Genomic DNA, 26,487 nt, shown 5'->3' on the forward strand with positions numbered 1-26,487 from the left:
CTCCCTCTACCAGCGCCGCTCAAAGCGGCGACGCAACAGGATTGCGCCAACATTCATGAGAATGAGGAACAGAAGCAGGATGATGATAGCGCCAGATGTCCGTTCGACAAAGGCACGCTCAGCTTCGTTCGCCCACATGTAAATCTGCACCGGCAGGGCCGTGGACGGATCCATAGGCGTTGTCGGATAGTTCGCGACGAATGCCACCATGCCGATCAGAAGCAGCGGCGCCGTCTCGCCCAGTGCGTGGGCGAGACCGATGATGGTGCCGGTCAGAATGCCAGGCATTGCCAGCGGCAGGACGTGATGGAAAATCGTCTGCATCTTGGAAGCGCCAAGACCGAGTGCGGCGGCGCGGATCGACGGCGGCACGGCCTTCAATGCAGCGCGGGTGGCGATGATGATTGTCGGCAGGGTCATCAGCGTCAGGACGAGGCCGCCGACCAGCGAGGCCGAGCGTGGAAAGCCCATGAAGTTGATGAAGACGGAGAGACCGAGCAGACCGTAAACAATGGAGGGAACAGCCGCCAGATTGTTGATGTTGACCTCGATAAGGTCCGTCAAACGGTTCTTGGGGGCAAATTCCTCCAGATAGATGGAGGCCGCAACACCGATCGGCAGCGACAGCACTAGCACGATCAGCATCATGTAGAACGAGCCGATCAGCGCAACACCAACACCCGCGGCTTCCGGACGGCTCGAAGCGCCGTTGACGAAGATGCCGGTATTGAAATGCTTGCCAAGCTGTCCGCTTTCCACGAGCTGGTTCATCCAGCCGAGCTGCTGGTTCGAGATACGGCGGTTTGCTTCATCCCCCGACATGTCGACCTGGCCCTTGAAGGCGCTGTCGACATCACCCGACGCCAGAAGCGTGACGCTGCGCGTGGTGCCGATGACGGACGGATCGGCGACGACGATATCACGCAACTGGGTGCGTACGCTGTCGGAGATCATGACGTTGACGGCGCGAAGACCGGCCTTATCCGTCGGCGCGACGCCGAGAACCTTGGCCACTGCATCACGGGCGAGGACGGGGTAGTTGGCCGTCATCAGCTTTGCCGGATTGGTTGCGCGCTCGTTCTTTGGATCGATGATCAGTTCGGAAAACTCGACCGGAACGGTGATCATCGTCTGCTGGAAGGCGGTGTGACCCTTGGATACGACCGACCAGAGCAGCAGAAAGAGGAATATGAGGCCGAACGAGATTGCTGCCAATCCATAGGCGCGGAAGCGGCGTTCAGCTGCATAGCGACGCTTGATGCCGATATCACGGCGCGTGGCCTTGTTCACGGCGGCAGCACCGGCCGCCGGAGAAACGATGTCGGTCATTCATATTGCTCCCGGTATTTGCGCACGATGTAAAGCGCGTAGATATTCAGGCAAAGCGTGATTGCAAAAAGAGTTATGCCCAGCGCGAAGGCCACCAGCGTTTGCGGCGAGGTAAACTCAAGGTCACCCGTCAGCTGGCTGACAATCTTGACCGTCACTGTTGTCATGGGTTCGAAGGGGTTGAGCTGCAGGCGGGCAGCGACACCAGCCGCAAGAACCACGATCATGGTCTCGCCGATCGCACGCGACGCCGTCATCAGCACGGCGCCGACGATGCCGGGAAGAGCGGCGGGAAGGATGACCTTCTTGATGGTTTCAGAGCGCGTGGCGCCGAGACCGAGAGAGCCATCGCGCAGCGAACGCGGCACGGCGGTGATGATGTCGTCAGACAGCGACGAAACATAAGGGATCAGCATGATGCCCATGACGAAGCCGGCGGTGATGACGCTCTGCGCCTGGATGAAGTTGGCGTAGTTGCCTGTCGCAAGACCGCTGATCTGCGTGGAAATGTCTCGCAGGAAAGGACCAACGGTCGTCAGCGCGAAGAAGCCGTAGACGATTGTCGGGATGCCCGCGAGCACCTCGAGCAGCGGCTTTACAATCGAGCGAAGGCGCGGCGTCGCATATTCCGACATATAGATCGCCGAAAACAGCCCGACCGGAACGGCGACCAGCATGGCGACGAAACCAATATAGAGCGTGCCGGCGAGCAGCGGGATCAGGCCGAACTGGCCGGAAGAGTCAGTCGCACCGGCAGCGGCAAAACGCGGATCCCATACCGTTCCGAAGAAGAACTGGTGCGCCGGAACCATGGTGAAGAACTGGATCGCTTCTGAAAGCATCGAAAGGACGATGCCGATGGTCGTCAGGATGGCGATGGACGACGCGACGACCAGAGCCGCGAGAATGACCCGCTCCACCCTGTTGCGCGCCCGAAAACGCGGCGCGATTGAACGCAGTGCATAAGCGGCACCGGCGAATGCGGCCAGCAGCACGGTGGCGATCATGCCCAGGCGGCTGGTGGAGGTCATCGCATTCAGCGTCTGGGCGGCATCGACCATGAAACGCTGGGGTTCGCCGGCAATTGCCACGCCCTTCGATGCCAGAAGCGATCTTACCGCAGCCGTATCCGCATCAACCTTTGCGGTTTCTTCCGGCGTCAGACGCTGAAGACCGCGGGCGATGGACGTTACCATGCCGTAGGTGAGGCTCTGCTGCGCTTCGGATTGGGAGCGCACATCTTCGGGAAATTCGCCACGCACCGCAGAGGTAACGATCAGCGGGCTGATAACAAGCCAGATACAGAGAATGAGCGCTGCGGGCAGCACCGCCCAGACGACAGCGTAGGAACCGTGATAACCGGCACGGGAATGCATGCTGGAGGGACGCCCACCAGACAAAGCAACGGCGCGGCGGCTGCCGAGCAGATAACTGCCGATGCCGATCAACACCAGTATCAGCAAAAGGATCGATGTGTTCATTAGAGTTCCCTCGTCGTGCCTCAAGAGCACGGTGCGATATCGGGCAAATCAAAAAGTCATCAAAACGAGACCGCTGGACCATCCAGAGATGCTTGCCGCCTGACTGTAACAAAGTCTGGCAAGCGTCAAGGTTGATACATCCTATCCATCTGTAATCCATCAACAATTATGTGGACGGCGATGGATGGGAACTGTCAACCGGAGACAGCCGCCTTAAGCACAACGGTACTGGAGCGGAGAGAGGGGTGCGGCAGGCCGCACCCCTCCTTGTTTATTACATCGAAGCGCCGGCAGCGAACTTGGAGCGAATTTCTTCGCGTTCTTTTTCCGGAGCAGCAACGAGGCCGTAGTTTGCGAGCGGGGAGTCGGGGCCGATCATTTCGTCAGAAACGAAGAACTCGACATATTCCTTGAGGCCCGGGATAACGCCCAGGTGAGCCTTCTTCACGTAGAAGAACAGCGGGCGCGAAACCGGGTACTTGCCGCTGGCAACGGTTTCCGTGGACGGAACAACGCCGCTGACGGTCGCAACTTTCAGGCGGTCAGCGTTGTTCTCGTAAAATGCCAGGCCGAAAACGCCGAGGCCGGTCTTGTTGGCGTCGATGCGGGCAAGCGTCTCGGTGTAGTCGCCGTCGATGTCGACTGCAGCGCCGTCTTTGCGAACTGCAACGCACTTGGCAGCAGCCTGCTTGGCGTCGGTGATCAGCGCCTTGATGGCGTCGGTCGCCTTGGCTTCCTTGCAGCCGTCAGCCATGATCTTCTCTTCGAAGACTTCGCGTGTGCCGTGCTTGGAACCCGGAATGTAAGCGGCGATCGCTACATCAGGCAGTTCCTTGTTGATTTCCGACCACTTCTTGTAAGGGTTGGCAACGAGCTTGCCGTCCTTGACGATTTCAGCGGCGAGCGCGAGGTACAGATCCTTCGGCTCGAGCTTGATGTCCTTGTTGGAAGAGTCCATTGCGAAGACGATGCCGTCGTAGCCGATCTTCACTTCCTGAACGTCGGCAACGCCAGCGGCCTTACAAGCGGCAAGTTCGTCGCTCTTGATCGGGCGCGAAGCGTTTGCAATGTCGATGGTGCCTTCGCCGACGCCGGAGCAGAACGCCTTCAGACCGCCGCCCGTGCCGCCAGACTCAACAACCGGAGCCTTGAAGTTCGGGAAAGTCTCAGCAAAAGTTTCGGCAACGATCTTGGCATAGGGCAGAACCGTGGAGGAACCAGCAACCTGGATCTGGTCGCGAGCAGCGGCGGCGCCAGCGAAGGCGACAGAAGCCACCAGAGCTGCTGCGGAAAATTTAACGAAGTTCATTTGTCTCTCCCGTCGTGGGCTTGTTTGTGGACGCAGCCGATAGCGGCAGACGCTCTTAGCATGCGCTCGGCGGTCTCTTCTTAACCACCGTAACCACTTCCTTTTATGTCACTTCGGTGAAAGATTTGTGACAGCCTAAATTATTGATTTTATTTATAAAATTTTTCGAAGCTGAAGACTGTAACGTACTCTATGTCAGAATCTGACGGTAAAGTCCGTGCCATTGCCCAGTTCCGATTTAATGATGAGGCGGGCGCGGTGGCGGGTGAGGATGTGCTTGACGATGGCAAGCCCGAGGCCGGTCCCTTTTTTGGAGCGACTGTCAGCGACACTGACGCGGTAAAACCGTTCCGTCAGACGCGGCACATGTTCAGCAGGAATGCCCGGCCCCTTGTCAATGACGCTCACCTCCACCGGCTTACCGGGATCGGCACGCAGCCAGACATCCACGACCTTGCCTTCCTGGCCATATTTACAAGCATTTTCAACGAGGTTCTGAAACACTTGCACCAGCTCGTCGCGGTCGCCCTGCACTTCTGCCGGCCGGTCGGGCAGATGCAGCGTAATAACCACATCCAGCTCGTTGGCGAGCGGCAGCAGCGCATCCCGGACATGGCCGATGACTGGGACGAGATCGACCTTCTGGTCCGGCGCAATATTCGCCCGCAATTCCAGCCTTGAAAGCGACATGAGGTCATCCACCAGCCTGCTCATGCGTGTGGCCTGATCCAGCATGATGGCGAGGAAACGTTCCTGCGCTTTGGGGTCGTTGCGGGCCGGCCCCTGCATGGTTTCGATGAAACCGCGCAGCGAGGCGAGCGGGGTGCGCAATTCATGGCTTGCATTGGCGACGAAGTCGCTGCGCATGCGGTCGATGCGGCGAAGCTCCGAAACATCGCGGAACGACAGAATGTAGAACGGTGGACCCGCTGCCTCTCCCGCATCCGCCCGGGCAATGCGGACGATGAAGACCCGCTCTGAGGGAAAACGCTCGGAATGCTCGACCTGGTTGGGCTGGCCGGTGGTGATGGTTTCGCGAATGACATCCAGCAAGCCCGGCGAACGCAGCCGGGCGGAAATATGTGCGCCGGCCGGAAGCTGGCCAAAGGCGCGTTCCGCCGCGCCGTTCTGATAAAGCACGCCTGCGTTTTTATCGAGGATGAAGACCGGCGTATCCAGAACGGCCAGACCCGCCCTCACCCCGGAAATGACGTTTTCGCCGGGCACATCAGGTTCTTCCGCCTCAGCAGCTGCGGTTTCATCCTTAGCCGGCTCCTCCGGCTTTTGCCGAGCGGTCAAAATAGCGATGACGGCGCAGAGCCACAGGACGGCGGGCATATAGGGCGTTTGCAACTCAGAAACGGCAGCGACGGCAAGCATGCTGACGACGAGAACAGGCAACCAGTTTCGGCCAAGCTTTTTCGCAAAAAGCTTCAATCCACTCTCGCCTTTCATGACTGCCATTTCAGCACACTTTCCACTTTCACCTGACAGCGCATCGGAGTCTCATAGGCCAGCTTCATGACAGAGATTCATCATCGCGTATTTTCCACAGCGTATATGCGCAAAATCTGCGCCGCAATCGTCACTGCGATAGCACTCCGGCTAACCAATCCTCTTTCACTTGAATTATGCGGGTGGATATGAACTCATTGGCAGCGAGTTGCCTTTACACAACAACATCAGGAGGAAAGCATGGGCGAAGAAACGAAGAAGCGATCGGTGGAGATCACCATTGGCGGCAAGCTGCGCAGCTTCGACATCGACGATCCGGTTCTTCCCGACTGGGTGGAGGAGAAAAAGCTTTCCGCCGGAGATTTTCCTTACGACAAAAAGATGAAGCGGGAGGAATACGACGCCACCCTCGAGGCGCTGCAGGTGGAGCTGGTCAAGGTGCAGTTCTGGCTGCAGGCCACCGGCAAACGGGTGATGGCAGTCTTCGAAGGACGCGATGCTGCCGGAAAGGGCGGCGCGATCTTTGCGGCCCACGCTTACCTCAACCCCCGCTATGCCCGTGTCGTGGCGCTGACCAAACCAACCGAGACCGAGCGTGGCCAATGGTATTTCCAGCGCTATATCTCGCATTTCCCGACGGCTGGAGAATTCGTCCTCTTCGACCGTTCCTGGTATAACCGCGCCGGGGTGGAGCCTGTCATGGGCTTCTGCACCCCGGAAGAGCACAAGCGCTTTCTCAAGGAAACACCACGTCTCGAAAAGATGCTGGTCCATGAGGGTGTTCATCTGTTCAAGTTCTGGCTTGATATCGGCCGCGAAACGCAGATCGAGCGCTTCCATGACCGTCGCCACAGCCCGCTGAAATGCTGGAAGCTTTCCGACATGGATATCGCCGCGCTGACGAAGTGGGACGACTACACACAAAAGCGCGACGAGATGCTGGAAAAGACCCACACCGATGTCGCCCCGTGGACGGTGGTGCGCGCCAACGACAAACGCCGTGCGAGGGTGAACCTCATTCGCCACATCCTCAATACGCTTGACTACGACGGCAAGGACAAAAAGGCGATTGGCGAAATCGACGACAAGATCCTGGGATCAGGACCGGGTTTTCTGAAATAGGACTGGGAGACGTCAACAAGCGCCCCGGCTGCGGCGCTTGTTCCCTCTTCTTGCTGGATTCTTACTGACCCGGCAAAATGCGCACGGAGTACAGGTTCACCGGGCGGGCATTGCCATCGATATCGCTGTTGATGAAGATCTTGCCGGGCGCATTCGGGGCAAGCGAACGCTCGAACGTCGTGTTCAGCAGCATATCCGCACGCTCGGCCGTGGCCGTGAAACGGTGACGGGAGCAATCGCCCAACGTGGCGAAATCGCATGCTACGGAAACCTGCGTTTGCCGATCGCTGGAGGATTGCAGCGTGATCGAGATGGTCGAGGATTTACCCGCCATGTCGCGCATCACTTCCACCGGAACCTCGACGCTGATTGCGCCGTCCTGAGAGACGCTTCTCGACGTCACCCGTATCGCCTTGCCGGCGGGTGTGGCGATGTTCTCGACATTGGCGCGGGGGCCTGCCGAAACTCCGGAACTGCCGCGCTCCGCATTAAATACTTCCACCCAGTCGTCGGAAAAACCGCGGCCGGCGGAAAGGCTCGGCGCGGGCTCAGTACCGTTGAAGTCCTCCGCCTGGACTTGTGCCGGCGGATTGGGCACGCTGGTATCGCGCTGCTCCGGCGTGAGCAGCAGGCCGGAGGAATAGACCCACCAGGCGCCGAAACCAACAAAGGCAAGCAGTGTCACGAGCATGAAAAGCCGGGCGAAAAGTCCGCGACGCTTGCGGCGGCCAACGGCACCTTCCGGACGAAACGCGAGCGAGGCGTCACCTGCGCTGGAGCCTCTTCTTGGCGGTTTTCCATTACGACGTCCAGCACTCAGAGGTTCCGGAGCGGCAGCGGCGCCCGGCCGCACGTCGCGCGTTTCGCCACGCAATTCCGGCTCGACGGCCATATCGCCGTGATGCTGCGATTGTGAGACGGGATCGACCGAGGGGCCGTCATGCGCCGCACTTTCCGGCGCAGGCGGCCGCAACTGCTGCTCCACCCTGTCCAGAAGACGATTCCGCTCTTCATTCTCTATAACATGGATCAGGCTTTCGAGCCGCTGGCGCTGCTGGCCCACAATCTGCGGGTCGTCTATGCCCTGCTTGCGCAGGCCCGCTTCCAGTGCCTGACGGGACGATTGGTAAATTCGTGCACGAACTTCGGCGTTCGATCTGTCCGATTTTTCCAGAGCATTTCTGATTGCCGTTTCCAGTCCGCTCACGACCGATCCTTATTCTACTGCTCTTCGCAAAAAATATGTGGCAGTGCGCCATTGGTTTACGATTCGGTAACGGCTATGCCGCGCCTCCGCAAGCATCGTTTGCGATAAAGACCGGATTGCCTTGGGGAAAATCGATCCATTGTGGCGCTGCGAGCGCAGGTCTGCCGGGCCAGTGCGACGCTGTTTTCGCTTTCAATCCGCCGCCGAACACGATATTGACTTACGTGCGCGTAAACGTAATCCGTGGGAGGAGACATGCTGCCGTCCGTGCTGAAAGACAATCTGCGTCTTCCGGTCATAGCGTCACCGCTATTCATTATTTCGCATCCGCAATTGACGCTGGCGCAATGCAAGGCGGGTGTCATCGGCGCTTTCCCGGCGCTGAATGCGCGGCCCGAAAGCCAGCTGGACGAATGGCTGGCAATGATCACCGAGGATCTGGCCGCCCACAACAGGGCCAACCCCGAGCGCCCGGCCGCTCCTTTCGCCGTCAACCAGATCGTACATATGTCCAACCGGCGGCTGGAACACGATCTCGGCCTCTGCGTCAAATACAAGGTGCCGGTGGTGATTTCCTCGCTCGGTGCAGTACCGGAAGTCAATGCGGCCGTGCATTCCTATGGCGGTATCGTGCTGCATGATGTCATCAACGATCGCCACGCCCGCTCCGCCATCCGCAAGGGCGCGGACGGGCTGATTGCAGTGGCAACGGGTGCCGGCGGACATGCGGGCACGCTTTCACCCTTCGCCCTGGTTCAGGAAATCCGCGAATGGTTCGATGGTCCCCTGCTGCTGGCTGGCGCCATCGCCAATGGCGGCTCCATCCTTGCGGCGCAGGCCATGGGCGCGGATATGGCCTATATAGGCTCCCCCTTCATCGCGACGCAGGAAGCCAGGGCCTCCGACGCTTACAAGCAGGCGATCGTGGAGGCACAGGCCAAGGACATCGTTTATTCGAACTATTTCACGGGCGTACACGGCAACTACCTGAAAAGCTCGATCGTCGCCTCAGGCATGGACCCCGACAACCTGCCGGAAGCAGACCCTTCCAAGATGGACTTCGAAACCGCCACCGGCGGCGCAAAGGCCTGGAAGGATATCTGGGGCGCCGGACAAGGCATCGGCGCGGTCAAGGTGGTGGAGCCGGTGGCTGACCTCGTCGATCGGCTGGTACGCGAGTATGAGGCAGCCAGACAGCGCATCTGCGCGAGAGGCTGAGGCCACCTATAAACAACGGGCAGGCAAAGCTTTTTTTCGGATTTTTCGAAACCCGCGCATTCAAGGCTTGAAATCCGTCAGCATTGCCTGTATCAGCCCGCCATGAAGCTGATCCGTAACAAACGGGTCACAATCGGGCCGCTTTAGCTCAGTTGGTAGAGCACGTCATTCGTAATGACGGGGTCACGTGTTCGAGTCACGTAAGCGGCACCATTTCTTCCTAAAAAATTCATTTCCGACACTTAGTTGCCTTTGGCGCGGCGTTGTCCACTGGCGGAAATCGTCATTTGGCGCTGCTGCTGCAATCATAAAACCTTTGAAACCAAACGGGCCTCCGCACGTTGAGCAGCAAGTCGCAATCAAATGGAAAGCCTGCCATCGTGGATGTCCTTCGTATTCTCATCGCCATCATTCTTCCGCCGGTTGGCGTGTTTCTCCAGGTCGGACTTGGCCTGCATTTCTGGTTGAATATCCTGCTCACACTTTGCGGTTACATTCCCGGCATCATTCACGCGATCTGGGTGATCCTGCGCAAATGAAATTTGCGCGGCATATGACGGGACAACCATCAGATGCGCACAATATTTTAGTACGTGATTAAATTCGCAATACCGACTGGAACCTCATCTTCTCCCTCACGTTATGGTGATGACACCAGCTAAGGAGAAAATCATGAACCAGATCATCTACATCGTGGGCCTCGTCGTCATCGTTCTGGCGATTCTGTCGTTTTTCGGCTTTCGTTGATCACCGTTGTCAATTCGATCGCTTGCGCTTATTCTAATCAGCGGTAACACACGGCTGCGTTCATGGGTTGCTTTGCTGTCGGGTGTATTTCGGGATCGCGTTGCTCTGGGAGGTGCACGATGAAGAACGAGAGATGGACAGAGCCTGTCGAGGTTAATCTCGAGGCGAAGGGCAAAAGCGTTATCGCCGGCCCGTTCGAGGCACTGATGTTATTGACGGAAGGCTGGCCCAAAATTCGCGGATTGAGTTTCGTGAGAGCCAGAAGCGCCTGCCGCGCTGCGCTTGATGGACGCAAATCGCCGGAGGAAGCGCGCAAGTGCTTTACCGATGCGGTTTCCGAGATGCAGAAAAATCCGCACTGACCATATTCAGACGATAAATGGCCCCTCGAAAGGGGCCATTTTCATGCTTGCTATATTTCGTTCGATCTACATCCAGTAAGGTGCGACGCCGTAGTAGTCGTAAACCTTGCGGTCTCGCGCATGCAGCAGGTCATCATCGTCCAGGTTGGCGAAGTGAGGCGCATTTTCGATCTGCTCTTTGGTAAGATCGATGCGATAGCCATCAAGCTCTTCGTCGTAATGGAGCTTTTCCCACGGCAGCGGATAATAGTCGTCGCCGATTCCGAAAAAGCCACCAAAGCTCAAAACCGCATAGGCGACACGGCCGCCGCGTTTTTCCAGAATGATCCGCTGGATCGAGCCGATATGCTTACCATCGGCGCCATAGACGCGCGTGCCTTCAACCTTGTCGCTGGCGATCAGGCTCGGTGTATCCTTGACGTAAGGGTCCTGCCCGGCACGGGGTTCTTGATGCAACATAACGTCTTTCCTCCTTGGTTTTTTCCTCGTGAGTATTACGCCTGGTAAACCCCTCCACCAGAAATTCGTTCCGAAGCTTTTCGCGCGCTGCGGACTGAAGACGCGGATCAGGAGGCGCGGAAAAAGCCCTATTGGCGGATTTTTTGCCAGACGGAAGGAGAAACGCCGACCATTTTACGGAAGACGCGGGAAAAATGCGCCTGATCCGAAAACCCGGCTGCGATGGCGATGTCGGTCAGCGCCATGTCGGTTCGCATCATCAGGTCCTTGACCCGATCGATACGCGCCTGCATCTGCCATTGATGCGGCGGTACGCCTGTCGACGCCTTGAAGGCGTGGCTGAAATGGGATTGCGACAGGTTGGTGAGTTCTGCCAGTTCCTCCAGCCTTATCGACCGCAGGCAATGTTCGCGAATGTAATCGGTCGCCGCCCTCAACTGCCAGGAGGCCAGCTTGCTGCGTTTTTTGACCGGCTCCCGCTTCACCTTGAGGAAATCCGTCAATAGCGCCAGCACGAGGCTTTCGCCGTATAGATCGTGCAAAGGGTCTGGATTATCACATTCGGCGGCGATCAGCCGCGCAAGCACCAGCAGGCGCTCATCCTCGAACATCAGGTGCGGATCGAGCAACCCGTGCGGATCGAACCCCTGCACCAGCCGCGCCCCCAGCAATCCCGCATCGAAGTGCAGATCGAGATGGCGCACGAAGGAAACATTGCTGAGTTCCGCATGTATATCCAGGTCGGCCGGTACGAAGGAAATGCGGTTCGCTTCGGATGACGCGTAATTGTCGCGGCGGCTACGGTTCATCATGAACCGGCCATCATTCGTCCCATCCATATCGAGCAGGAAAACGAAACGCGGGTCCTTGCCGACATAGCGGCCACCCGCCTTCGATGCGCAACGCACGTCCCAGAGATCGGCGACGATGCCGTTCCACACCCGCGAGCGTGGGCCGCCGATGACGGCAAAGCCCTCGATCTCATTTTCCATCCGAACGCGGAAAGCCATGGCCTCTCGATCCCGCAAGGCGCAAAGGCGCCCCTATAAACATGATAAGATTATTCATGTTTATAGGGGCAAACTATTTTTCCCGCAACTGCCAGCTACCCGTTACCACTTCTTGGAAAGCTTGAAGGTGATGGTGCGGCTGTCACCCCAGCCGCAAACCGAGACGCCGGCGCAACTCTTGACGTATTCCTTGTCGAAGACATTCGCGACGTTGACGGATGCCGTCCAGTCGTTCTTCTCGTAGCGGATCGCGGCATCGAAGACCGCAGCATCCGGAACACGCAGCGTGTTTGCCGCATCTGCCCAGGACTTGCCCTGATAACGCACGCCGCCGCCAATACTGAGACCTTCAAACGTATCATCGGTGAAGGCGTAATCCACCCAAAGCGACGCGGTGTGAGCAGGCACAATCCACGGAGATTTGCCGATCAGGTTAGGATTGGCGTCCTTGGTGATATCGAGATCGGTATAGGAATAGGAGGCAATGGTTTTCCAGTTGTCAGTGAGATTGGCCTTCGCCTCCAGCTCAAAGCCGGTAGACTCCACCTGTCCGAACTGGCCGCTCGTCGTTACGCCGCCGGCGGTATAGGAAACGATGGCGTTGTCCTTAACAAGCTTGAAGACAGAGGCGGTGATGCTGCCATCGAAGAAGGTCGGCTCGTATTTGATACCGGCCTCGAACTGATGTCCTTCCTCGGGTACGGCGGAGCTGCCATCCGCAAGTGTATCGATGAGCGGATTGAAGAAGGTGGCCGCCGAGACATAGGGCGTCAGGCCATTGTCGAATTCATAGGCAAGACCGGCGCGACCGCTCAGCGCATCGTCATTTGAGCGGCGAGACACACCCGCTGGCAGCCTGTTGTTCAGTTCGGTATCGACGTAATCGTAGCGCCCGTTCAGCGTTACCAGCCAGCCATCGCCGAAACGCAACTGATCCTGTGCATAGATGCCGATCTGCTGCTGCGTCACGACGTTATTGGCGTAGACGAAATTCGTTCCCTGCGTCGAACCATAGACCGGGTTGAGCGCACCGATCGCATTCGATCCGCAGCACGCCTGCACCTGATCCAGCTTGTAGTATTTATAATCGAGACCGAAGAGCAACGAATGGCTGACAGCACCGGTATCGAACTGGCCTTCGACGCGGTTGTCGACGCCGAAACTGTCGACCTTCGACAGGCCGTCATAACCAAAGCGGGTCAGCATATAGTCATTGGTGGTGGCATCGAGGATTGGCTGGCCATTGGCGTCAGTATTGGCCCAGCCGCCCGCATAGGGTCCGGTTTCATGCTTGTAGAGGTGGCCGTAGCGTGCGTTCTGGCTGATCTTCCAGCCATTGTCGAATTCGTGGCTGACTTCGTAACCCACCATGGACTGGTAGACGCGACCATTGTCGATATCAGGCTCGCCATAAAAGGCCTTGCGGTCCAGCTTGCCAAAAGGTGCGTCAACCACAGTGCCTACATAGGGCAGGAAGCCATTGCCGACATGGACCTGATCCAGCGCCGAGAAATAGCCGTAGAGCGTGGCACTGGTCTGAGCATCCGGCTCGAAGGTGATCTGCGGCATGATGAAGCCGCGCAGATCCTCGGAGTAGTCGGTGTAATTATCGCCGCCCGAGACCTTGCCGGTGACGCGGTATTTCCACACGCCCTCACCGTCAACCTTGTCGCCGAGATCGAAACCGAAGAAAGCATTGCCGAAATTGTTGATGCCGATTTCCGTTTCGCGGACTGGCTCATCCTGCGGGCGCTTGCGAACCATCTGCACGATGCCGCCGGGATTGGCGCCGCCGTAGAGCACCGAAGCCGGTCCCTTCAGCACCTCCACCCGCTCCAAACCATAGGCATCCATCTGGAAACCGCCGAAACCGTAGCTGAACAGGTTCAGCCCATCCAGAAACACGCCGGTCTGGGTTGCCTGGAAACCGCGAATGTAAAACCAGTCCGTATCCGGATCGGTGCCGAAAGGCTCCGCCGTTACGCCGGGCGTGTAACGCAGCACCTCGTCGATCTTGGTCACGACGCCGCGGTCATCCATTTCCTTGCGGCCGACGACCGATACGGACTGAGGAATGTCCTTCGTTTCCGTCTCAGTTTTCGAACCCGTCGCGCTTTTCTTCGCAACGTACCCCCGGACCGGACCAGTGGCGTTTTCCGCGCCCTGCCCCTCGACGGTGATCTCCCGCAGGACGGTCGTCTGCTGTGCGTGACCTACCAATGGCGCCATCAAAACAATGGCAGCCGTTCCCAAAGCCAGGCGGCCCAAAAACATCTCATGCAAATTTTTCAAGATATGCCCCGAAACAGATCACGGCCGACGTTTATATACGGCAGGCCGCAGCACCTCAATTAAGCTGAGTATTTACATCAGGATTAAGGCCGGATGCTTGTCGTTTTCTGGGCAGATTTGAAGCTTATTGGCTTCTCGCACAGTTTTGCGCCTGTCATTTATGGTGCAGGCGTCAGCTCTTGCGCCGCCCGATCCTTGCAAGCTGCATGACCGGCAGGATGCCGATGACGACGATCGCCAGTGCCGCAATCGACGCTTCCTCGTAGGTGCCACGCGCTGCCTCACCGTAAAGATGGGTTGCGAAAGTCTCAAAATTCAGCGGCCGCAACAGGAGGGTGGCGGGAAGTTCCTTGACGCAATCGACGAAGATCAGCAAGGCGGCGGCGGCCAGCGATGCCTTTGAAAGCGGCAGATGGATCTGTCGGAATGTCTGTGTTGCGGATCGTCCCAGTGTTCGCGAGGCGTGATCGAAGGATTGCGGGATACGGCTCAGGCCGGCATCAACGCCGCCAGCCGCAATGGTGAGGAACCGCGCCGAATAGGCGTAAATCAGGGCCGCACCGCTGCCGATGAAAATGAGGCCGGTGGATATGCCGAACCAGTCGCGCATGGTCTGGTCGACAAACCGGTCGAAGCCGCCAAGCGCAATCAGCACACCTATGGCGATGACCGTGCCGGGGGCCGCGTAACCTACCGTGGAAAGCCGGTAGGACCAGAGCGAGAAGCGTCCCGGAGCAAGGCGCATCGCGTAAGCGACCGCAAGGCCGAGGACGAGGGTGATCGCCGTCGCCAGTCCGGCAAAGAGGATGGTATTCAGAGCCTCATCGGCAAAACGGGACGACAGTCCGCTGAACCGGAAACGCTTCCATGCCTCGGTGACGAGATAGCTTGCCGGCGCCACGAAGCCGATCAGAACCGGCAGGCTGCCGAGCGCAAAGGCACCGCAAGCTTTAAGACCGGTGAGACGCACAGGCTCCAGTTCCCTGCTTTTCTGCGCCGACACGGTATAACGCTGCTTACGCCGCGCCCATCGTTCAAATGCCACGAGGGCAACCACGATGAATAACATGGAAAGCGCGATCTGCGCCGCACCTGGCAGGTCGGATTTCGTGACCCATGTGGTATAGACCGAAACGGTGAGTGTTCGGACACCAAGGAATTCCGATGCGCCGATATCGTTCAGCGCTTCCATCAGGGCAAGGCTGATGCCGACCGCGACGGCCGGGCGTGCCAAAGGCACCGCAACCTTGAAGAAAGCCGCGCGTCTGGAAACGCCAAGCGTGCGTGCTGCTTCAAGCAGGTTGCCCGCCTGCGTGAGGAACATGGCGCGCACAGGAATATAGACATAGGGAAACAGCACGAAACCGAGCAGGATGATGCAGCCCGTCATGGACCTTATGTCCGGCAGGCGGAATTCACGCGGGCTGGAATAGCCCAGCAGCCAGCGGATCGCCCCCTGCACCGGCCCGATCGGATGCAGGATATCGAGATAGGCGTAAGCGACGATATAGGTGGGCATGGCGAGCGGCAGCAGCAGCGCCCATTCCAGTATTTTGCGGCCGGGAAAATCATAGGCCGTAACCAGCCAGGCGGCAAATGTGCCGATAACACCGGCCAGCAACCCGACGCCGAGCATCAGAACTGCGGTATCCGGCAAAGCCGTCAAAATCACGCTCGAACCAAGATGGGACCACAGGCCATCAGACCCCTGCACCGCCTGCGAGACGAGTGCCAGAACCGGCAGCATTGCGCCACAGACCGCTGCCAGAGACAGGCTCAGCCACCAGAAGGAGGATGAAAACCTTGGTCTTGCGCGGGGCATCAATGGCTGGACGGCGTCTGGATTCATGAGCTTCTTGAAAATACAGGGAAGGCGCCCGCGGATGCGAACGCCTTCCAACTTGTTGTCGCCAATTGGCCTTTACTGGTCGAAACCGACCTTGTCGACCAGCTCGCTCGCCTGTCTGCGATGAGAGACGATCTCCGTCAGCGACTTGTTGTCAACCTTCAGGGTGCCGAAGGAGGCAACGATGTCGTTGAGTGCTGCGCCCTGCCTGACCGGATATTCGAAGTTGGCTTCGGCATAGATCTTCTGGGCTTCGTCCGAAACAAGGTATTCCAGAAGCTTGACGGCTTCGGCCTTGTTCGGAGCGTTCTTGGCAACAGCCGCACCGCTGATGTTGACCTGCGTGCCACCATTCTTGAACGTCGGCAGAACGACCTTGATCGCGTCGCCCCACTTCACCTGCTCCTCGCCGCCTTTGCCCGAGCGCATCAGGCCGACATAATAGGAGTTGGCGATGCCGATATCGCAAATGCCACCGAGGATATCCTTGGCAACGTCACGGTCGCCGCCGCCTGCCTTGCGGGCCAGGTTTTCCTTGACGCCGGCAAGCCACTTTTCGGTGTCCGCTGCGCCATAGTGAGCGATGTAGTCGGCAAAGAGAGCCGTATTATAGGGATGCTGGCCGGCACGAATGCAGATCTTGCCCTTCCACTTCGCATCTGCCAGGTCTTCATAGTTGAAGGAGGCAAGGTCGAGATCCTTCGCCGCATAGAGAACGCGGGCACGCATGGAAAGTGCGAACCAGTGGCCCTTGGCATCGCGAAGTTCCGCCGGAATAGCCTTGTTCAGGGTTTCGGATTCAACCGGCTGGGTAACACCCTTTTCCGCGAGATCGACGAGATTGCCGGCATCCACCGTCATCAGCACGTCGGCAGGTGAGCTTGCGCCCTCGCTCAGAACGCGCTCTGCAAGACCATCCTTGAGGAATACGGTGTTGACCTTGACACCGCTGGAGGCCGTGAAGGATTCCAGCAGGGGCTGGATCAGGGCCGGCTCTCTCGTGGTGTAGATGTTCAGTTCAGCAGCGCTGACTGATCCCGCTGCAAAAGTGACCGTGCTGGCAAGCAGGGCAAGTCTGGCAAATTTCGTCATGGTGTGTCTCCCTCTTCGATGGCGCAATATAGGGGGAGCAAACATCATACATGACGTATCAAATCAAGTTTTATTTGGCCGTTTTCAGGAGGGTTTCGATCACCAACAGTTGAAAATGGAGCGAAAATAAACATGCAAATCCGCTCATTCAACTTCAGGTAAATATCAGGACACCCTTCGGATCGATGCCGAAGCGCACGGCCTTGGTCTTGGCGGGTGTGCGCTGCATCGTCCTGACGCGCAGGTCGGCTGGAAGGCCGGGAACGGCTATGCCGAGCTGTTCGATCTCGCCGAGGAACACACGACTTGATATCTCGCCGGCAATCCCGTCTTTCGCAGCGCTGTCCTCGATGATCGAAATCGCATTGGGGCGAACATAGGCGGTGGCGGCAAGACCTTCCGCCAGACCGGACGCATCGCCCAGAGGCCCGAGCGGCGTTTCCACCCGCCCCTCCCTCACCCTGCCCTCGATCTTGTTGAAGGCGCAGAAAAAATCGGCGGCGTAGCGGCTTTTGGGATGATCGTGGATTTCGTAGCCCGTGCCGCTCTGGACGATACGACCGCGCTGCATCAGCACCACACAATCGCCGGCGGAAAGCGCTTCTTCCGGATCATGGGTGACCATGATCGCCGTCGTGCCCAGTTGCCGCAGGACGCCCAGCGTTTCCTCGCGCACAGTGTCGCGCAATCCCCGGTCCAGATTGGAAAAGGGCTCATCCATCAACAGCAGGCCCGGTTGCGGGGCAAGGGCGCGGGCGAGGGCTACGCGCTGCTGCTCACCGCCCGAAAGCGTGTGGGGATAGCGCTTGGCCAACTCCTGCAGATGAACGTGCTCGATCATCTCCGCAGCCCGGCGGCGGGCCTCGGCTTTTGGCAATGACCTGAGACCAAACATCACATTCTGTTCGACGGTGAGATGCGGGAAGAGCGCATAATCCTGAAAGACGAAACCGATATTGCGCTTTTCCGGTTCCACGAAACCAGCCGGACCAGCAACGACTGCGCCATTCACACAAACGCTGCCATGATCCGGCGTTTCCACACCCGCTATAATGCGCAGCAGGGTCGATTTTCCACAGCCGGAACGTCCCACCAGACAAATGATTTCGCCGCGTTCGACGGTCAGATCGATATCGGACAATACATCCGTATCGCCGAATCTTTTTCCGACCGATTTCAGTTCAAGCGCTGCGTTGCCTGCCATTTCCAATCCTGCCCTGCTTTGCGAATTATGTTGATCGCTCAAATCAGGATTAAAGTCAAAAGGCGGGGAAAATAGGTTTCCATTCACGAGGTTGCGAGATGTTCGGCAGGAATATTGACGTTTACGTTAGAGTTAAATAGGCTTTGCCGATACGATGGACGTCAAGTGATTAGACGTCTATCATTCGTCATCGGGGAGCGGAGGAGCAGTCGATCCGGTGACGCCACATGCGGTTCCCTCAATCCGGCCATTACGCCGGTTGATTGGGGGTCTCATGATGATCAGGCAGCTTATAGCGCCTTTCATGCGTTCCATCGAACGCACGGCGCGACAGAGACTCTGGGAGGAGAAGCATGAGTGAATTGTCCCTGGGACATCCGGAAAATGTCAGCGCAGAGAAGCGCTGGCTGGTATCCTACCCGCCGGGCGTACCTTCCGAAATCCCCGCATCCGCCAATACCTCCCTTGTCGAACTTCTCGAAAAGAGCTGCGCGAAATTTGCCGACAGGAAGGCCTTTTCCAGCATGGGAAAGTCCCTGACCTACCGGGATCTGGATATTGAAACCCGCGCGGTGGCAGCCTGGCTGCAATCCAGAGGGCTGGAAAAAGGCGACCGGGTTGCCGTGATGATGCCGAATATCCTGCAGAACCCCGTCGCCGTATACGGAATTTTGAGGGCAGGCATGATCGTGGTCAACGTCAATCCGCTCTATACGCCGCGCGAGCTGGAACACCAGCTGAAGGATTCCGGCTCAAAAGCACTTTTCGTACTGGAGAATTTCGCCCATGTGGCGCAGCAGGCGGTGCCGAAAACCGCCGTCAGACATGTGGTCGTTGCGGCCATGGGTGATCTCCTCGGCCTCAAGGGACATATCGTCAATCTTGTGGTTCGCAAGGTGAAGAAACTGGTGCCGGCCTACGCTATTCCCGGCTCCATCAGCTTCAAGGCCGTGTTGAAGGAAGGTCAGGGATTTTCCCTGAAGGCGGTCCGCCTCCTGCCGCAGGATATCGCATTCCTGCAATATACCGGCGGAACGACGGGCATTTCCAAAGGTGCGATCCTCACCCACGCCAATCTTCTGGCCAACAAGGCGCAGATCAGCCTCTGGCTGGATGCTGCTTTCACCCAACGCAAGGACCGTCCAGAAGTCCTCAACTTCATCTGCGCGCTGCCCCTGTGCCACATCTTTGCACTGACAGTGAATTCGCTGATGGGCATCGCGCTTGGCGGCCATAACCTGCTGATCGCCAATCCACGCGATATTCCCGGCTTCGTGAAGGAGTTGTCGCATTATCGACCGCATATTTTTCCGGGTATCAATACGCTGTTCAACGCGCTGATGAACAATGAGGATTTCCGCAAGCTCGATCTGTCCTCGCTCATTCTCGTTCTCGGCGGCGGCATGGCGGTGCAGAGGCCGGTGGCCGAGCGTTGGCTTTCCATGGTCGGCTGCCCGATCGCCGAAGGTTACGGGCTATCGGAAACATCGCCCGTTGCCACCGTTAACAGACTCGATGCCACGGAATTCAGCGGCACCATCGGCCTGCCTATTTCCTCTACGGAAATCGACATTCGCGACGAGGAAGGCAAAAGCCTGCCGACCGGCGAGGTCGGCGAGATCTGCATTCGCGGGCCGCAGGTCATGGCCGGTTACTGGCAGCGGCCGGATGAAACCGCGAAAGCAATGACCGAAGACGGCTTCTTCCGTTCAGGCGACATGGGCTTCATGGACGAGCGCGGCTACACCAAGATCGTCGACCGCAAGAAGGACATGATCCTCGTTTCCGGTTTCAACGTCTATCCGAACGAGATCGAGGAAGTGGCCGCCAGCCATCCCGGCGTGTTGGAATGCGCGGCAATCGGGGTTCCCGACGAACATTCCGGCGAGACCGTCAAGCTTTTCGTCGTCAAGAAGGATCAGTCGCTGACGGAAGCGGAACTCAAGGCCTTCTGCGCCAAAAGCCTGACAAACTACAAACGGCCGAAAATCATCGAGTTCCGAACGGAGCTGCCGAAATCGAACGTCGGCAAGATCTTGCGGCGTGAGTTGCGCAATCTGAACTAAAGGACGAGAGCCGGGTGACCGGCTCTTTTCTTTTCTCCCAGTCCATTTCTTTTACCGAAGTCGCCTTGATTTGGTCGCCTGAAAAAGAATAGTTTCCTCATCCTTCCAGGAAGCCGAGGAGCACGAGATGCAGGCCACCATCGAAAAACTGAAAGCAACGGCAAGCAGCACAGCCGCAACCGATCTGCGCGCTGCTTTTGCGGCCGACGACAAACGATTCAGCCGTTTCAGCGCCAAATTCGATGACCTGCTGATGGACTATTCCAAATGCGCTGTTAATGACGAAATCGTCACGCTTCTCGAACAGCTGGCGCGCGACGGTGGCGTCGAGGCAAAGCGCGAGGAGATGTTCTCCGGCAAGGCGATCAATTTCACCGAAGATCGTGCCGTGTTGCACACCGCACTGCGCAATCGCTCCAACACGCCGGTTCTCGTTGACGGCAAGGATGTGATGCCGGATGTGAACGCCGTTCTTACCGCCATGGGCAAGTTTGCCGACGCCATTCGCTCCGGTTCCCTGAAAGGTGCGACCGGCAAGAAGATCACCGACATCATCAATATCGGTATCGGCGGCTCCGATCTCGGCCCCGTCATGGCGACGCTGGCGCTTGCGCCTTTCCATGATGGTCCGCGTGCGCATTTCGTCTCCAATATTGATGGCGCGCATATTGCCGACACGCTGAAGCTCGTTGATCCCGAGACCTCGCTCTTCATCGTCGCCTCCAAAACCTTCACCACAATCGAAACGATGACGAATGCCGCGACCGCACGCCGTTTCATTGCCGACAAGCTGGGTGAAGAGGCTGTGAAGCACCATTTCGCCGCCGTTTCGACAGCATTGGAAAAGGTTGCCGCCTTCGGCATCGAGAGCGATCGCATCTTCGGTTTCTGGGACTGGGTTGGCGGACGTTATTCGATCTGGTCGGCTATCGGCCTGCCGCTGATGATCGCCATCGGGCCGGAGAATTTCGGAAAGTTTCTGGATGGCGCGCATGCCATGGACAAGCATTTCCGCGAGGCGCCGATCCGTGAAAACCTGCCGATGCTGCTCGGTCTCATCGGATTTTATCACCGCAACGTGCTGAACTATTCCACGCGGGCGATCCTGCCCTATGACCAGCGCCTGTCGCGTTTTCCTGCCTATCTGCAGCAACTCGACATGGAATCGAACGGCAAGGGGGTGACGATCGACGGGACACCTGTCGAAGGCCAGTCCGGCCCGGTCGTCTGGGGCGAACCCGGCACCAACGGCCAGCACGCCTTCTACCAGCTCATCCACCAGGGCACGAGCGTCATTCCGGCGGAATTCATGATCGCCGCCAACGGTTTCGAACCAGAACTGCGCCATCAGCACCAGCTTCTCATCGCCAATTGCCTGGCGCAGTCGGAAGCCCTGATGAAGGGCCGCACGCTGGCTGAGGCGAAAGCCCAGCTCACCTCCAAGGGCATGGAAGACAGCCAAGCCGATTTCATCGCGCCGCACCGCGTTTTCACCGGCAACCGCCCGTCCATTACCTTCGTCTACGACAAGCTGACGCCATTTGCGCTTGGCCGTCTGATCGCGCTCTACGAACACCGCGTCTTCGTGGAAGGCGTGCTGTTCCGCATCAACTCCTTCGACCAGTGGGGTGTGGAGCTTGGCAAGGAACTGGCAACCGGCCTGCTTCCCGTCGTTGAAGGCAAGGAAAGTGCAGCCGGCCATGACAGCTCGACACAGGGTCTGGTGAAGGCGCTGTCGGGACTGGCGGGGTAAAATTCTTGCTCCCTTGATGATTACGAAAGCCGGAAGGAAACTTCCGGCTTTTTCAATTCAGCATCGATGGAACGCCGATTGGAGGCACATATGGCACTGCGGCAAGGCAAGGATTTTCTGGCGTTTCATGACCTGCCTGAAGATGCGGTGCTGTCGATCATAGACCGTGCAGGCAGTCTGGCGCAGGACTGGTCAAAGGGCACGATGCCGCAGCTGCTCAAGGGAAAACGCATCGGGCTGATCGTCGACGATACCGGTTGGCGCAACACCGCTGCCTTCGATCTCGGCATTCAGGCCATGGGCGGTGTTTGTGTCACCGTCCCGATCAGCTTTAATGGCCGCGAAGAAATTGCCGACCTGGCGGGCTATCTCGACAACTGGTTCGATCTAGTCATTATCCGCACGAAAGAACTCTCGACCCTCCGGGCGCTTGCGGGCGAAATGCGCGCACCCGTCATCAACGCGCGGACCAAGTCCAATCATCCCTGCGAGACGCTTGGCGATCTTGCCCACATCAAAAGCTTGAGAAGCCGGGTCGACGGTCTCAAGATCGTCGGCGTCGCGCCGGATGCCAATATTTTGCGCTCGTGGGTCGAGGCCTCGATGTCCCTGCCAATTCAGGTCACACAAGTTTACCCCGAACAATGGCACGTCACGGATGCTGCGCTCATCAACCCGAATTTCCGGGCCAGCTCTGATATAGCGGAGTTGCTGGACGCGGATGTGGTCATTACCGATTCCTGGCCCGCCGGTTCGGATCATATCCTGATCAACTACCGTATATCCGCATCCCTTCTCGACAGGATGCAGCCCGAGGTGATCTTTTTACCCTGCCCGCCGGTCGCCCGTGGTCAGGAAGTGACGGCAGATGCAATGTCGCATCCGGCCTGTCAAAGCCGGCCCGCAAAGGCATTTCTTCTGCACGCGCAGAATGCTCTGATGGAATTTCTCCTCGCCTGAGGCGGCGCCGGGCGCCTCAGATATACAGCGCCGCCATCTTGCGCCAGGCGCCTGCCCGATGAGCACGTCCCTCCCAGACATGCAACTGATGCCCTATCTGCTTGTCGTTAAGAACCCGGCTCAGGTGATGATTGTTGTCCAAAAACGGATCGGCATCGCCGATGGTGAAAACCATGTCGATGCGGCGGAGGTTTTCAAGCCGCCAGCCGCAGGCGAGGTCCGGCAGAAAGTGGCTCGGCATGTGGAAATAGACATCGTCATCGTAGTAACCGTCGAACAGATCGCCGAAGGATTCCACCTTCATCGTCAGATCGTAGCGGCCGGAAAAGGCGACGAGCTTGCGGAAAAGATGTGGGTGACGAAAGACGAGGCTGGCGGCCTGAAACGCGCCGAGACTGCAGCCCTGCACGATGGTATCGCCATGCGGGTTTTTCTTAGCCATCAGCGGCAGCACTTCATTGAGAATATAATCTTCGAAGGCGGCATGGCGGCGAATGCGCTCGGACGGGTGATTATGGGCCGCATAAAAGGTCTCTTTGGCCAGCCCCTCGATACAATAGAGCTGAAGATGACCGGCCTCCACTTTATCGGCCAGACTGTCGACAAGGCCAAGTTCCTCATATTCAAAGAAGCGCCCGTCGCGTGTGGGAAACATCAGCACCTTGGCGCCAGAATGACCGAATATCAACAGCTCCATATCACGATGAAGCCTTTGACTATACCAGCGGAGATATTCGCGTTTCATGGCACCTTGAAAAACTGTCTGACCTTGTCCCTGTGGACCGCATCTTGGGATGCACTGTCAGCGTATTCGAAATGTCCCGCGTCTAGGATGAAGATTTCATTAAATTTTGAGAGCGGCAGGGCATTGGCAACCGCAAACTGGCACGGCGGCGCCACCGCCGGATCGAACAGGGCGGGCGCGACCAGCATCGGCACTTTTATGCGGGAAGCCGCAGAAGCGGCATCGAACAGACGCAGCATTTCCAGCACATTGGCATGGGTCTTCTGATAGGTCTGGACCGCATCCGCGCTGCCGACGGTCGGCAGCGTCAGCCAGAACGGCCGGTGTCCGAATGTCGGTACGACCAGATGGCCCCGGTCAATGCGCGCATCATATGGTATCGCCAAAGCCCCAATCCCGCCCCCGAAGCTGATGCCGCTGTAGCCCACCTGCCCCTCCAGCCATGGATAGAGCGTGACGAGCGTGGAGACGGCGATCCACAGATCATCGACACAGCCACCGATGATGTAGTCGTCTTTTCTGTCGATGTTGTAGAGGACATGAAGGGCCGGGTCAGACGAAATCGGCGGACAGGCGCTTAGCGAAAGCCCGCGAAAACAGGGAAACAGCACGGCCGTTTCTTCAACCGGCACATCGAAATCGGGCTCTCCCCGCCCGCCATAACCATGGCCGACAACAAGTCCGCGCCGCACCTGTCCTTTGCGCGGCAGAAGCATCCATCCACCGATGCGGAAGCCGCCGGTGGATGTGTATGAGATATCGAGAACATGCCAGCGGGGATGGCTGAGTTTGCTCTTGCGCAGCACCGGTCGCGGATCCGTGGCCAGCGCGTGGCGACAACGCTTCTTCCAGAAATCATCAAAGCCCGGCGGCGCCTCAGGCGGGATAATGGCCAGCAACTGCTCGCGCCGCATGCCATAGGTCGGGTCGAAATCGAAAGGATGGGTTGTTGGAACGCTCATGCGATGCTTGTTTCGTGAAAGACCGGCCGACACAAGCTTCTTGATATCCAAATATCGATTTTTTACGACCCCGGCCCAGGCAGGAGTGATGAACCGCCTTTTCAAAACGGTTCAACCATATCCTTTACAATCCGATTTCATGCGCGAAGGGCGGATTTGCGCCAGCTCGCGAGACGGTCACCGCAGCAGCCTTTGCGCCGAGCGCCAAAGCCTTTCTGATCTGCTCTTCCGTCAGCGAAGCGACCTGCGCCTTCGTCAGAAGCCCCTGCATTTTCAGCGAGGCGAGAATGCCGGCGTCGAAGGTGTCGCCCGCGCCGACGGTATCGACGACCTCCACCCGCTCGGAAGCCACTTCCACCTTGAAATTGGCGGTGTAACCGACCGCACCCTTGGCGCCACGGGTGACGACGACCAATTTCGCGCCATGGTGCAGCCAGTGGCGAGCGAGCGTGTCCTCATCACCTTCCAGACCGAACCATTCGAGGTCTTCGTCGGAGAATTTAACGATATCCGACATGGCAGCCATAAGGCGGATGCGGGCCATATGCGACTGCTTGTCCTTGATGAAACCGGGGCGGATATTCGGATCGAGGGAGATGACTCGGCTTTGATGCTCGCGCATCATCAGCGCCTCATAGGTGCTGCCGCAGGGTTCCGGAATGAGGCTGATCGCGCCGAAATGCAGCGCCTCGCAATCGGCGCCCAAGGCCGGAAGCTCTGCCTCGGTGATCATCCGGCCGGCGGTGTTTTCGTCATAAAAGGCGTAGGTGGCATGGCCATCGACGAGCTTGACAAAGGCGATGGTGGTCGGCCGTGAAAGCGTTGCGCAATAGCTGAAATCCACGTTGCTCGCCCGCAGGGTTGTCCGCAGGATATCGCCCATCATGTCATCGGAAAGACCCGTGAAGAACGCGGACGGGACGCCGAGACGCCCGAGCGCAATGGCCGTGTTGAAGACTGCTCCGCCTGCATAGGGGGCAAAACCCGCCTCACCCAGCGTCGTCTGCCGGGGCAGCATGTCGATCAGGGCTTCACCACAACACAGGATCATTACGGTCCTCCTCAAACAGCAAATCAAATGGACTTAAATCGATTTAGACGAAGATCGATCGGAAGGCCAGCCACAAGCTGGCTGGCCGCATCCGAAATTAAGATTGCGGCAATTCGCTGACGCCGCCGCGCTTTGCGGACCAAGGCAGCGGGTTATCGAGGAAGGCCTCGACCTCCGACAGGGTCTTTTCGTCGAACAGCTTTTCAGCCCGGGCAACAGCGAGAACATCGCGCCAGGTCGTGAGATAATGCAGCTTGACATTGCCATTGGCGAAGCGCGCTTCGGCCTGTTCGAAAATGCCGTAATAGAAGAGCGCAATACCGTGATCGACAATGCCGCCTGCCGCGCGGATGGCGTCGATGAAGGTGAACATCGAGCCGCCAGCCGTCGTCAGGTCCTCAATGACGAGCACGCGGGCGCCTTCCGGCATATGGCCTTCGATCTGGGCGTTGCGGCCATGGCCCTTTGGCTTCTTGCGGCAATAGATCATCGGCAGGCCAAGACGCTCAGCAAGGAAAGCCGCGAAGGGAATGCCCGCCGTTTCACCGCCCGCGACACAGTCGAATTTCTCGAAACCGGCCTCGCGCATCACCGCCGCTGCCGCAAAATCCATCGCCGCAGAGCGAATACGCGGGAAGGAAATGAGCTTGCGCATGTCGATATAAACAGGGCTCTTCATGCCCGAAGCGAAGGTGTACGGGCTTTCCGAATTGAAGTGGACCGCCTTGATTTCCCACAACATCTTCGCAACCAGTTCTGCAACGACAGTGCGGTCAGTGAATGTGAAATGGTTCATAGGCGTTCTCCTTTTTCGGCC

The 26,487-nt window shown here is 58.1% G+C and carries 22 protein-coding genes and 1 tRNA gene; 8 read left to right on the forward strand and 15 right to left on the reverse strand.

Translation table 11 applies throughout. The annotated features are described in order from the left end of the window. Positions 1-6: 6 nt before the first annotated feature. From pstA to phoR, 4 genes are all read right to left on the reverse strand, one after another. Positions 7-1,329, reverse strand: coding sequence for a phosphate ABC transporter permease PstA (gene pstA / locus AC5SEO_RS07900; RefSeq protein ID WP_003514911.1), 1,323 nt, complete (start codon positions 1,327-1,329; stop codon positions 7-9). After that, entirely contained in the window at positions 1,326-2,810 is a 1,485-nt protein-coding gene (gene pstC / locus AC5SEO_RS07905) for a phosphate ABC transporter permease subunit PstC (RefSeq protein ID WP_003514909.1), read from the reverse strand. Before pstC ends, pstA begins: the two co-directional genes overlap by 4 nt. Positions 2,811-3,084: 274 nt before the next feature. Beyond that, on the reverse strand, positions 3,085-4,119 hold the full coding sequence (locus tag AC5SEO_RS07910) for a substrate-binding domain-containing protein (RefSeq protein WP_003514907.1): 1,035 nt from the start codon (positions 4,117-4,119) through the stop codon (positions 3,085-3,087). A gap of 195 nt (positions 4,120-4,314) precedes the next feature. Next, positions 4,315-5,574: a phosphate regulon sensor histidine kinase PhoR gene (gene phoR, locus AC5SEO_RS07915; RefSeq protein ID WP_051365513.1), complete on the reverse strand. Its 1,260-nt coding sequence runs from the start codon at positions 5,572-5,574 to the stop codon at positions 4,315-4,317. A 240-nt stretch (positions 5,575-5,814) separates the two neighbouring features. Between phoR and ppk2 the strand changes: the two genes are divergently transcribed. Then, a complete protein-coding gene (gene ppk2 / locus AC5SEO_RS07920; RefSeq protein ID WP_003514903.1) occupies positions 5,815-6,696 on the forward strand; it encodes a polyphosphate kinase 2 in 882 nt (293 codons plus the stop codon). Between the two features lie 61 nt (positions 6,697-6,757). Here the strand turns inward: ppk2 and AC5SEO_RS07925 are convergent, their stop codons facing one another. Next, positions 6,758-7,903, reverse strand: a complete 1,146-nt coding sequence (locus tag AC5SEO_RS07925) for a hypothetical protein (RefSeq protein ID WP_013635415.1) — start codon at positions 7,901-7,903, stop codon at positions 6,758-6,760. A 255-nt stretch (positions 7,904-8,158) separates the two neighbouring features. Between AC5SEO_RS07925 and AC5SEO_RS07930 the strand changes: the two genes are divergently transcribed. The 4 genes from AC5SEO_RS07930 (at position 8,159) to AC5SEO_RS07945 (ending at position 10,230) form a co-directional block, all read left to right on the forward strand. Then, on the forward strand, positions 8,159-9,121 hold the full coding sequence (locus tag AC5SEO_RS07930; protein ID WP_025592384.1) for an NAD(P)H-dependent flavin oxidoreductase: 963 nt from the start codon (positions 8,159-8,161) through the stop codon (positions 9,119-9,121). 137 nt (positions 9,122-9,258) lie between these two features. After that, positions 9,259-9,334: transfer RNA gene (locus AC5SEO_RS07935), tRNA-Thr, on the forward strand. Between the two features lie 167 nt (positions 9,335-9,501). Beyond that, positions 9,502-9,660, forward strand: coding sequence for a YqaE/Pmp3 family membrane protein (locus AC5SEO_RS07940; protein WP_003514897.1), 159 nt, complete (start codon positions 9,502-9,504; stop codon positions 9,658-9,660). A gap of 327 nt (positions 9,661-9,987) precedes the next feature. Further along, positions 9,988-10,230: a DUF982 domain-containing protein gene (locus AC5SEO_RS07945; RefSeq protein WP_003514896.1), complete on the forward strand. Its 243-nt coding sequence runs from the start codon at positions 9,988-9,990 to the stop codon at positions 10,228-10,230. Positions 10,231-10,296: 66 nt separating this feature from the next. Here AC5SEO_RS07945 and AC5SEO_RS07950 read toward each other — a convergent pair whose 3' ends face one another. The 6 genes from AC5SEO_RS07950 to AC5SEO_RS07975 form a co-directional block, all read right to left on the reverse strand. Continuing rightward, positions 10,297-10,689, reverse strand: a complete 393-nt coding sequence (locus tag AC5SEO_RS07950; RefSeq protein ID WP_003514894.1) for a PRC-barrel domain-containing protein — start codon at positions 10,687-10,689, stop codon at positions 10,297-10,299. A 128-nt stretch (positions 10,690-10,817) separates the two neighbouring features. Next, positions 10,818-11,699 carry a helix-turn-helix transcriptional regulator gene (locus tag AC5SEO_RS07955; protein ID WP_013635414.1) on the reverse strand — a complete coding sequence of 294 codons (882 nt, stop codon included), beginning with the start codon at positions 11,697-11,699 and terminating at the stop codon, positions 10,818-10,820. 102 nt (positions 11,700-11,801) lie between these two features. Continuing rightward, positions 11,802-13,991, reverse strand: coding sequence for a TonB-dependent siderophore receptor (locus AC5SEO_RS07960; RefSeq protein WP_081308906.1), 2,190 nt, complete (start codon positions 13,989-13,991; stop codon positions 11,802-11,804). A 172-nt stretch (positions 13,992-14,163) separates the two neighbouring features. Beyond that, positions 14,164-15,840: an ABC transporter permease gene (locus tag AC5SEO_RS07965; protein ID WP_013635412.1), complete on the reverse strand. Its 1,677-nt coding sequence runs from the start codon at positions 15,838-15,840 to the stop codon at positions 14,164-14,166. 72 nt (positions 15,841-15,912) lie between these two features. Further along, entirely contained in the window at positions 15,913-16,929 is a 1,017-nt protein-coding gene (locus tag AC5SEO_RS07970) for an extracellular solute-binding protein (RefSeq protein WP_174067979.1), read from the reverse strand. A gap of 154 nt (positions 16,930-17,083) precedes the next feature. Continuing rightward, complete coding sequence (locus tag AC5SEO_RS07975) at positions 17,084-18,133, reverse strand: ABC transporter ATP-binding protein (protein ID WP_174067978.1); 1,050 nt, start codon at positions 18,131-18,133, stop codon at positions 17,084-17,086. Positions 18,134-18,486: 353 nt separating this feature from the next. On the opposite strand from AC5SEO_RS07975, the gene AC5SEO_RS07980 reads away from it, so the two are divergent. From AC5SEO_RS07980 to AC5SEO_RS07990, 3 genes are all read left to right on the forward strand, one after another. Continuing rightward, entirely contained in the window at positions 18,487-20,199 is a 1,713-nt protein-coding gene (locus AC5SEO_RS07980) for a long-chain fatty acid--CoA ligase (protein WP_174067977.1), read from the forward strand. 127 nt (positions 20,200-20,326) lie between these two features. After that, a complete protein-coding gene (gene pgi / locus AC5SEO_RS07985; protein WP_111795021.1) occupies positions 20,327-21,952 on the forward strand; it encodes a glucose-6-phosphate isomerase in 1,626 nt (541 codons plus the stop codon). 90 nt (positions 21,953-22,042) lie between these two features. Next, complete coding sequence (locus AC5SEO_RS07990) at positions 22,043-22,912, forward strand: ornithine carbamoyltransferase (protein ID WP_174067976.1); 870 nt, start codon at positions 22,043-22,045, stop codon at positions 22,910-22,912. 16 nt (positions 22,913-22,928) lie between these two features. On the opposite strand, the gene AC5SEO_RS07995 is transcribed toward AC5SEO_RS07990, so the two are convergent. From AC5SEO_RS07995 to AC5SEO_RS08010, 4 genes are all read right to left on the reverse strand, one after another. Continuing rightward, positions 22,929-23,657 carry an esterase family protein gene (locus AC5SEO_RS07995; RefSeq protein WP_025592302.1) on the reverse strand — a complete coding sequence of 243 codons (729 nt, stop codon included), beginning with the start codon at positions 23,655-23,657 and terminating at the stop codon, positions 22,929-22,931. Beyond that, positions 23,654-24,619, reverse strand: a complete 966-nt coding sequence (locus tag AC5SEO_RS08000; RefSeq protein WP_174060688.1) for an acetylxylan esterase — start codon at positions 24,617-24,619, stop codon at positions 23,654-23,656. The genes AC5SEO_RS07995 and AC5SEO_RS08000 overlap by 4 nt, the downstream gene beginning before the upstream one ends. A 124-nt stretch (positions 24,620-24,743) precedes the next feature. Then, positions 24,744-25,670 carry a carbohydrate kinase family protein gene (locus AC5SEO_RS08005; RefSeq protein ID WP_174067975.1) on the reverse strand — a complete coding sequence of 309 codons (927 nt, stop codon included), beginning with the start codon at positions 25,668-25,670 and terminating at the stop codon, positions 24,744-24,746. Between the two features lie 97 nt (positions 25,671-25,767). Beyond that, positions 25,768-26,466: an orotate phosphoribosyltransferase gene (locus AC5SEO_RS08010; RefSeq protein WP_003514873.1), complete on the reverse strand. Its 699-nt coding sequence runs from the start codon at positions 26,464-26,466 to the stop codon at positions 25,768-25,770. Positions 26,467-26,487: the final 21 nt, after the last annotated feature.

The organism is Agrobacterium sp. K11 (assembly GCF_059429395.1).

Excerpts from the sequence above, each read along its gene's own strand:
- pstA (WP_003514911.1), bottom strand. The coding sequence starts at position 1,329 with ATGACCGACATCGTTTCTCCGGCGGCCGGTGCTGCCGCCGTGAACAAG.
- pstC (WP_003514909.1), bottom strand. The coding sequence starts at position 2,810 with ATGAACACATCGATCCTTTTGCTGATACTGGTGTTGATCGGCATCGGC.
- AC5SEO_RS07910 (WP_003514907.1), bottom strand. The coding sequence starts at position 4,119 with ATGAACTTCGTTAAATTTTCCGCAGCAGCTCTGGTGGCTTCTGTCGCC.
- phoR (WP_051365513.1), bottom strand. The coding sequence starts at position 5,574 with ATGAAAGGCGAGAGTGGATTGAAGCTTTTTGCGAAAAAGCTTGGCCGA.
- ppk2 (WP_003514903.1), top strand. The coding sequence starts at position 5,815 with ATGGGCGAAGAAACGAAGAAGCGATCGGTGGAGATCACCATTGGCGGC.
- AC5SEO_RS07930 (WP_025592384.1), top strand. The coding sequence starts at position 8,159 with ATGCTGCCGTCCGTGCTGAAAGACAATCTGCGTCTTCCGGTCATAGCG.
- AC5SEO_RS07945 (WP_003514896.1), top strand. The coding sequence starts at position 9,988 with ATGAAGAACGAGAGATGGACAGAGCCTGTCGAGGTTAATCTCGAGGCG.
- AC5SEO_RS07950 (WP_003514894.1), bottom strand. The coding sequence starts at position 10,689 with ATGTTGCATCAAGAACCCCGTGCCGGGCAGGACCCTTACGTCAAGGAT.
- AC5SEO_RS07955 (WP_013635414.1), bottom strand. The coding sequence starts at position 11,699 with ATGGCTTTCCGCGTTCGGATGGAAAATGAGATCGAGGGCTTTGCCGTC.
- AC5SEO_RS07965 (WP_013635412.1), bottom strand. The coding sequence starts at position 15,840 with ATGAATCCAGACGCCGTCCAGCCATTGATGCCCCGCGCAAGACCAAGG.
- AC5SEO_RS07970 (WP_174067979.1), bottom strand. The coding sequence starts at position 16,929 with ATGACGAAATTTGCCAGACTTGCCCTGCTTGCCAGCACGGTCACTTTT.
- AC5SEO_RS07975 (WP_174067978.1), bottom strand. The coding sequence starts at position 18,133 with ATGGCAGGCAACGCAGCGCTTGAACTGAAATCGGTCGGAAAAAGATTC.
- AC5SEO_RS07980 (WP_174067977.1), top strand. The coding sequence starts at position 18,487 with ATGAGTGAATTGTCCCTGGGACATCCGGAAAATGTCAGCGCAGAGAAG.
- pgi (WP_111795021.1), top strand. The coding sequence starts at position 20,327 with ATGCAGGCCACCATCGAAAAACTGAAAGCAACGGCAAGCAGCACAGCC.
- AC5SEO_RS07990 (WP_174067976.1), top strand. The coding sequence starts at position 22,043 with ATGGCACTGCGGCAAGGCAAGGATTTTCTGGCGTTTCATGACCTGCCT.
- AC5SEO_RS07995 (WP_025592302.1), bottom strand. The coding sequence starts at position 23,657 with ATGAAACGCGAATATCTCCGCTGGTATAGTCAAAGGCTTCATCGTGAT.
- AC5SEO_RS08000 (WP_174060688.1), bottom strand. The coding sequence starts at position 24,619 with ATGAGCGTTCCAACAACCCATCCTTTCGATTTCGACCCGACCTATGGC.
- AC5SEO_RS08005 (WP_174067975.1), bottom strand. The coding sequence starts at position 25,670 with ATGATCCTGTGTTGTGGTGAAGCCCTGATCGACATGCTGCCCCGGCAG.
- AC5SEO_RS08010 (WP_003514873.1), bottom strand. The coding sequence starts at position 26,466 with ATGAACCATTTCACATTCACTGACCGCACTGTCGTTGCAGAACTGGTT.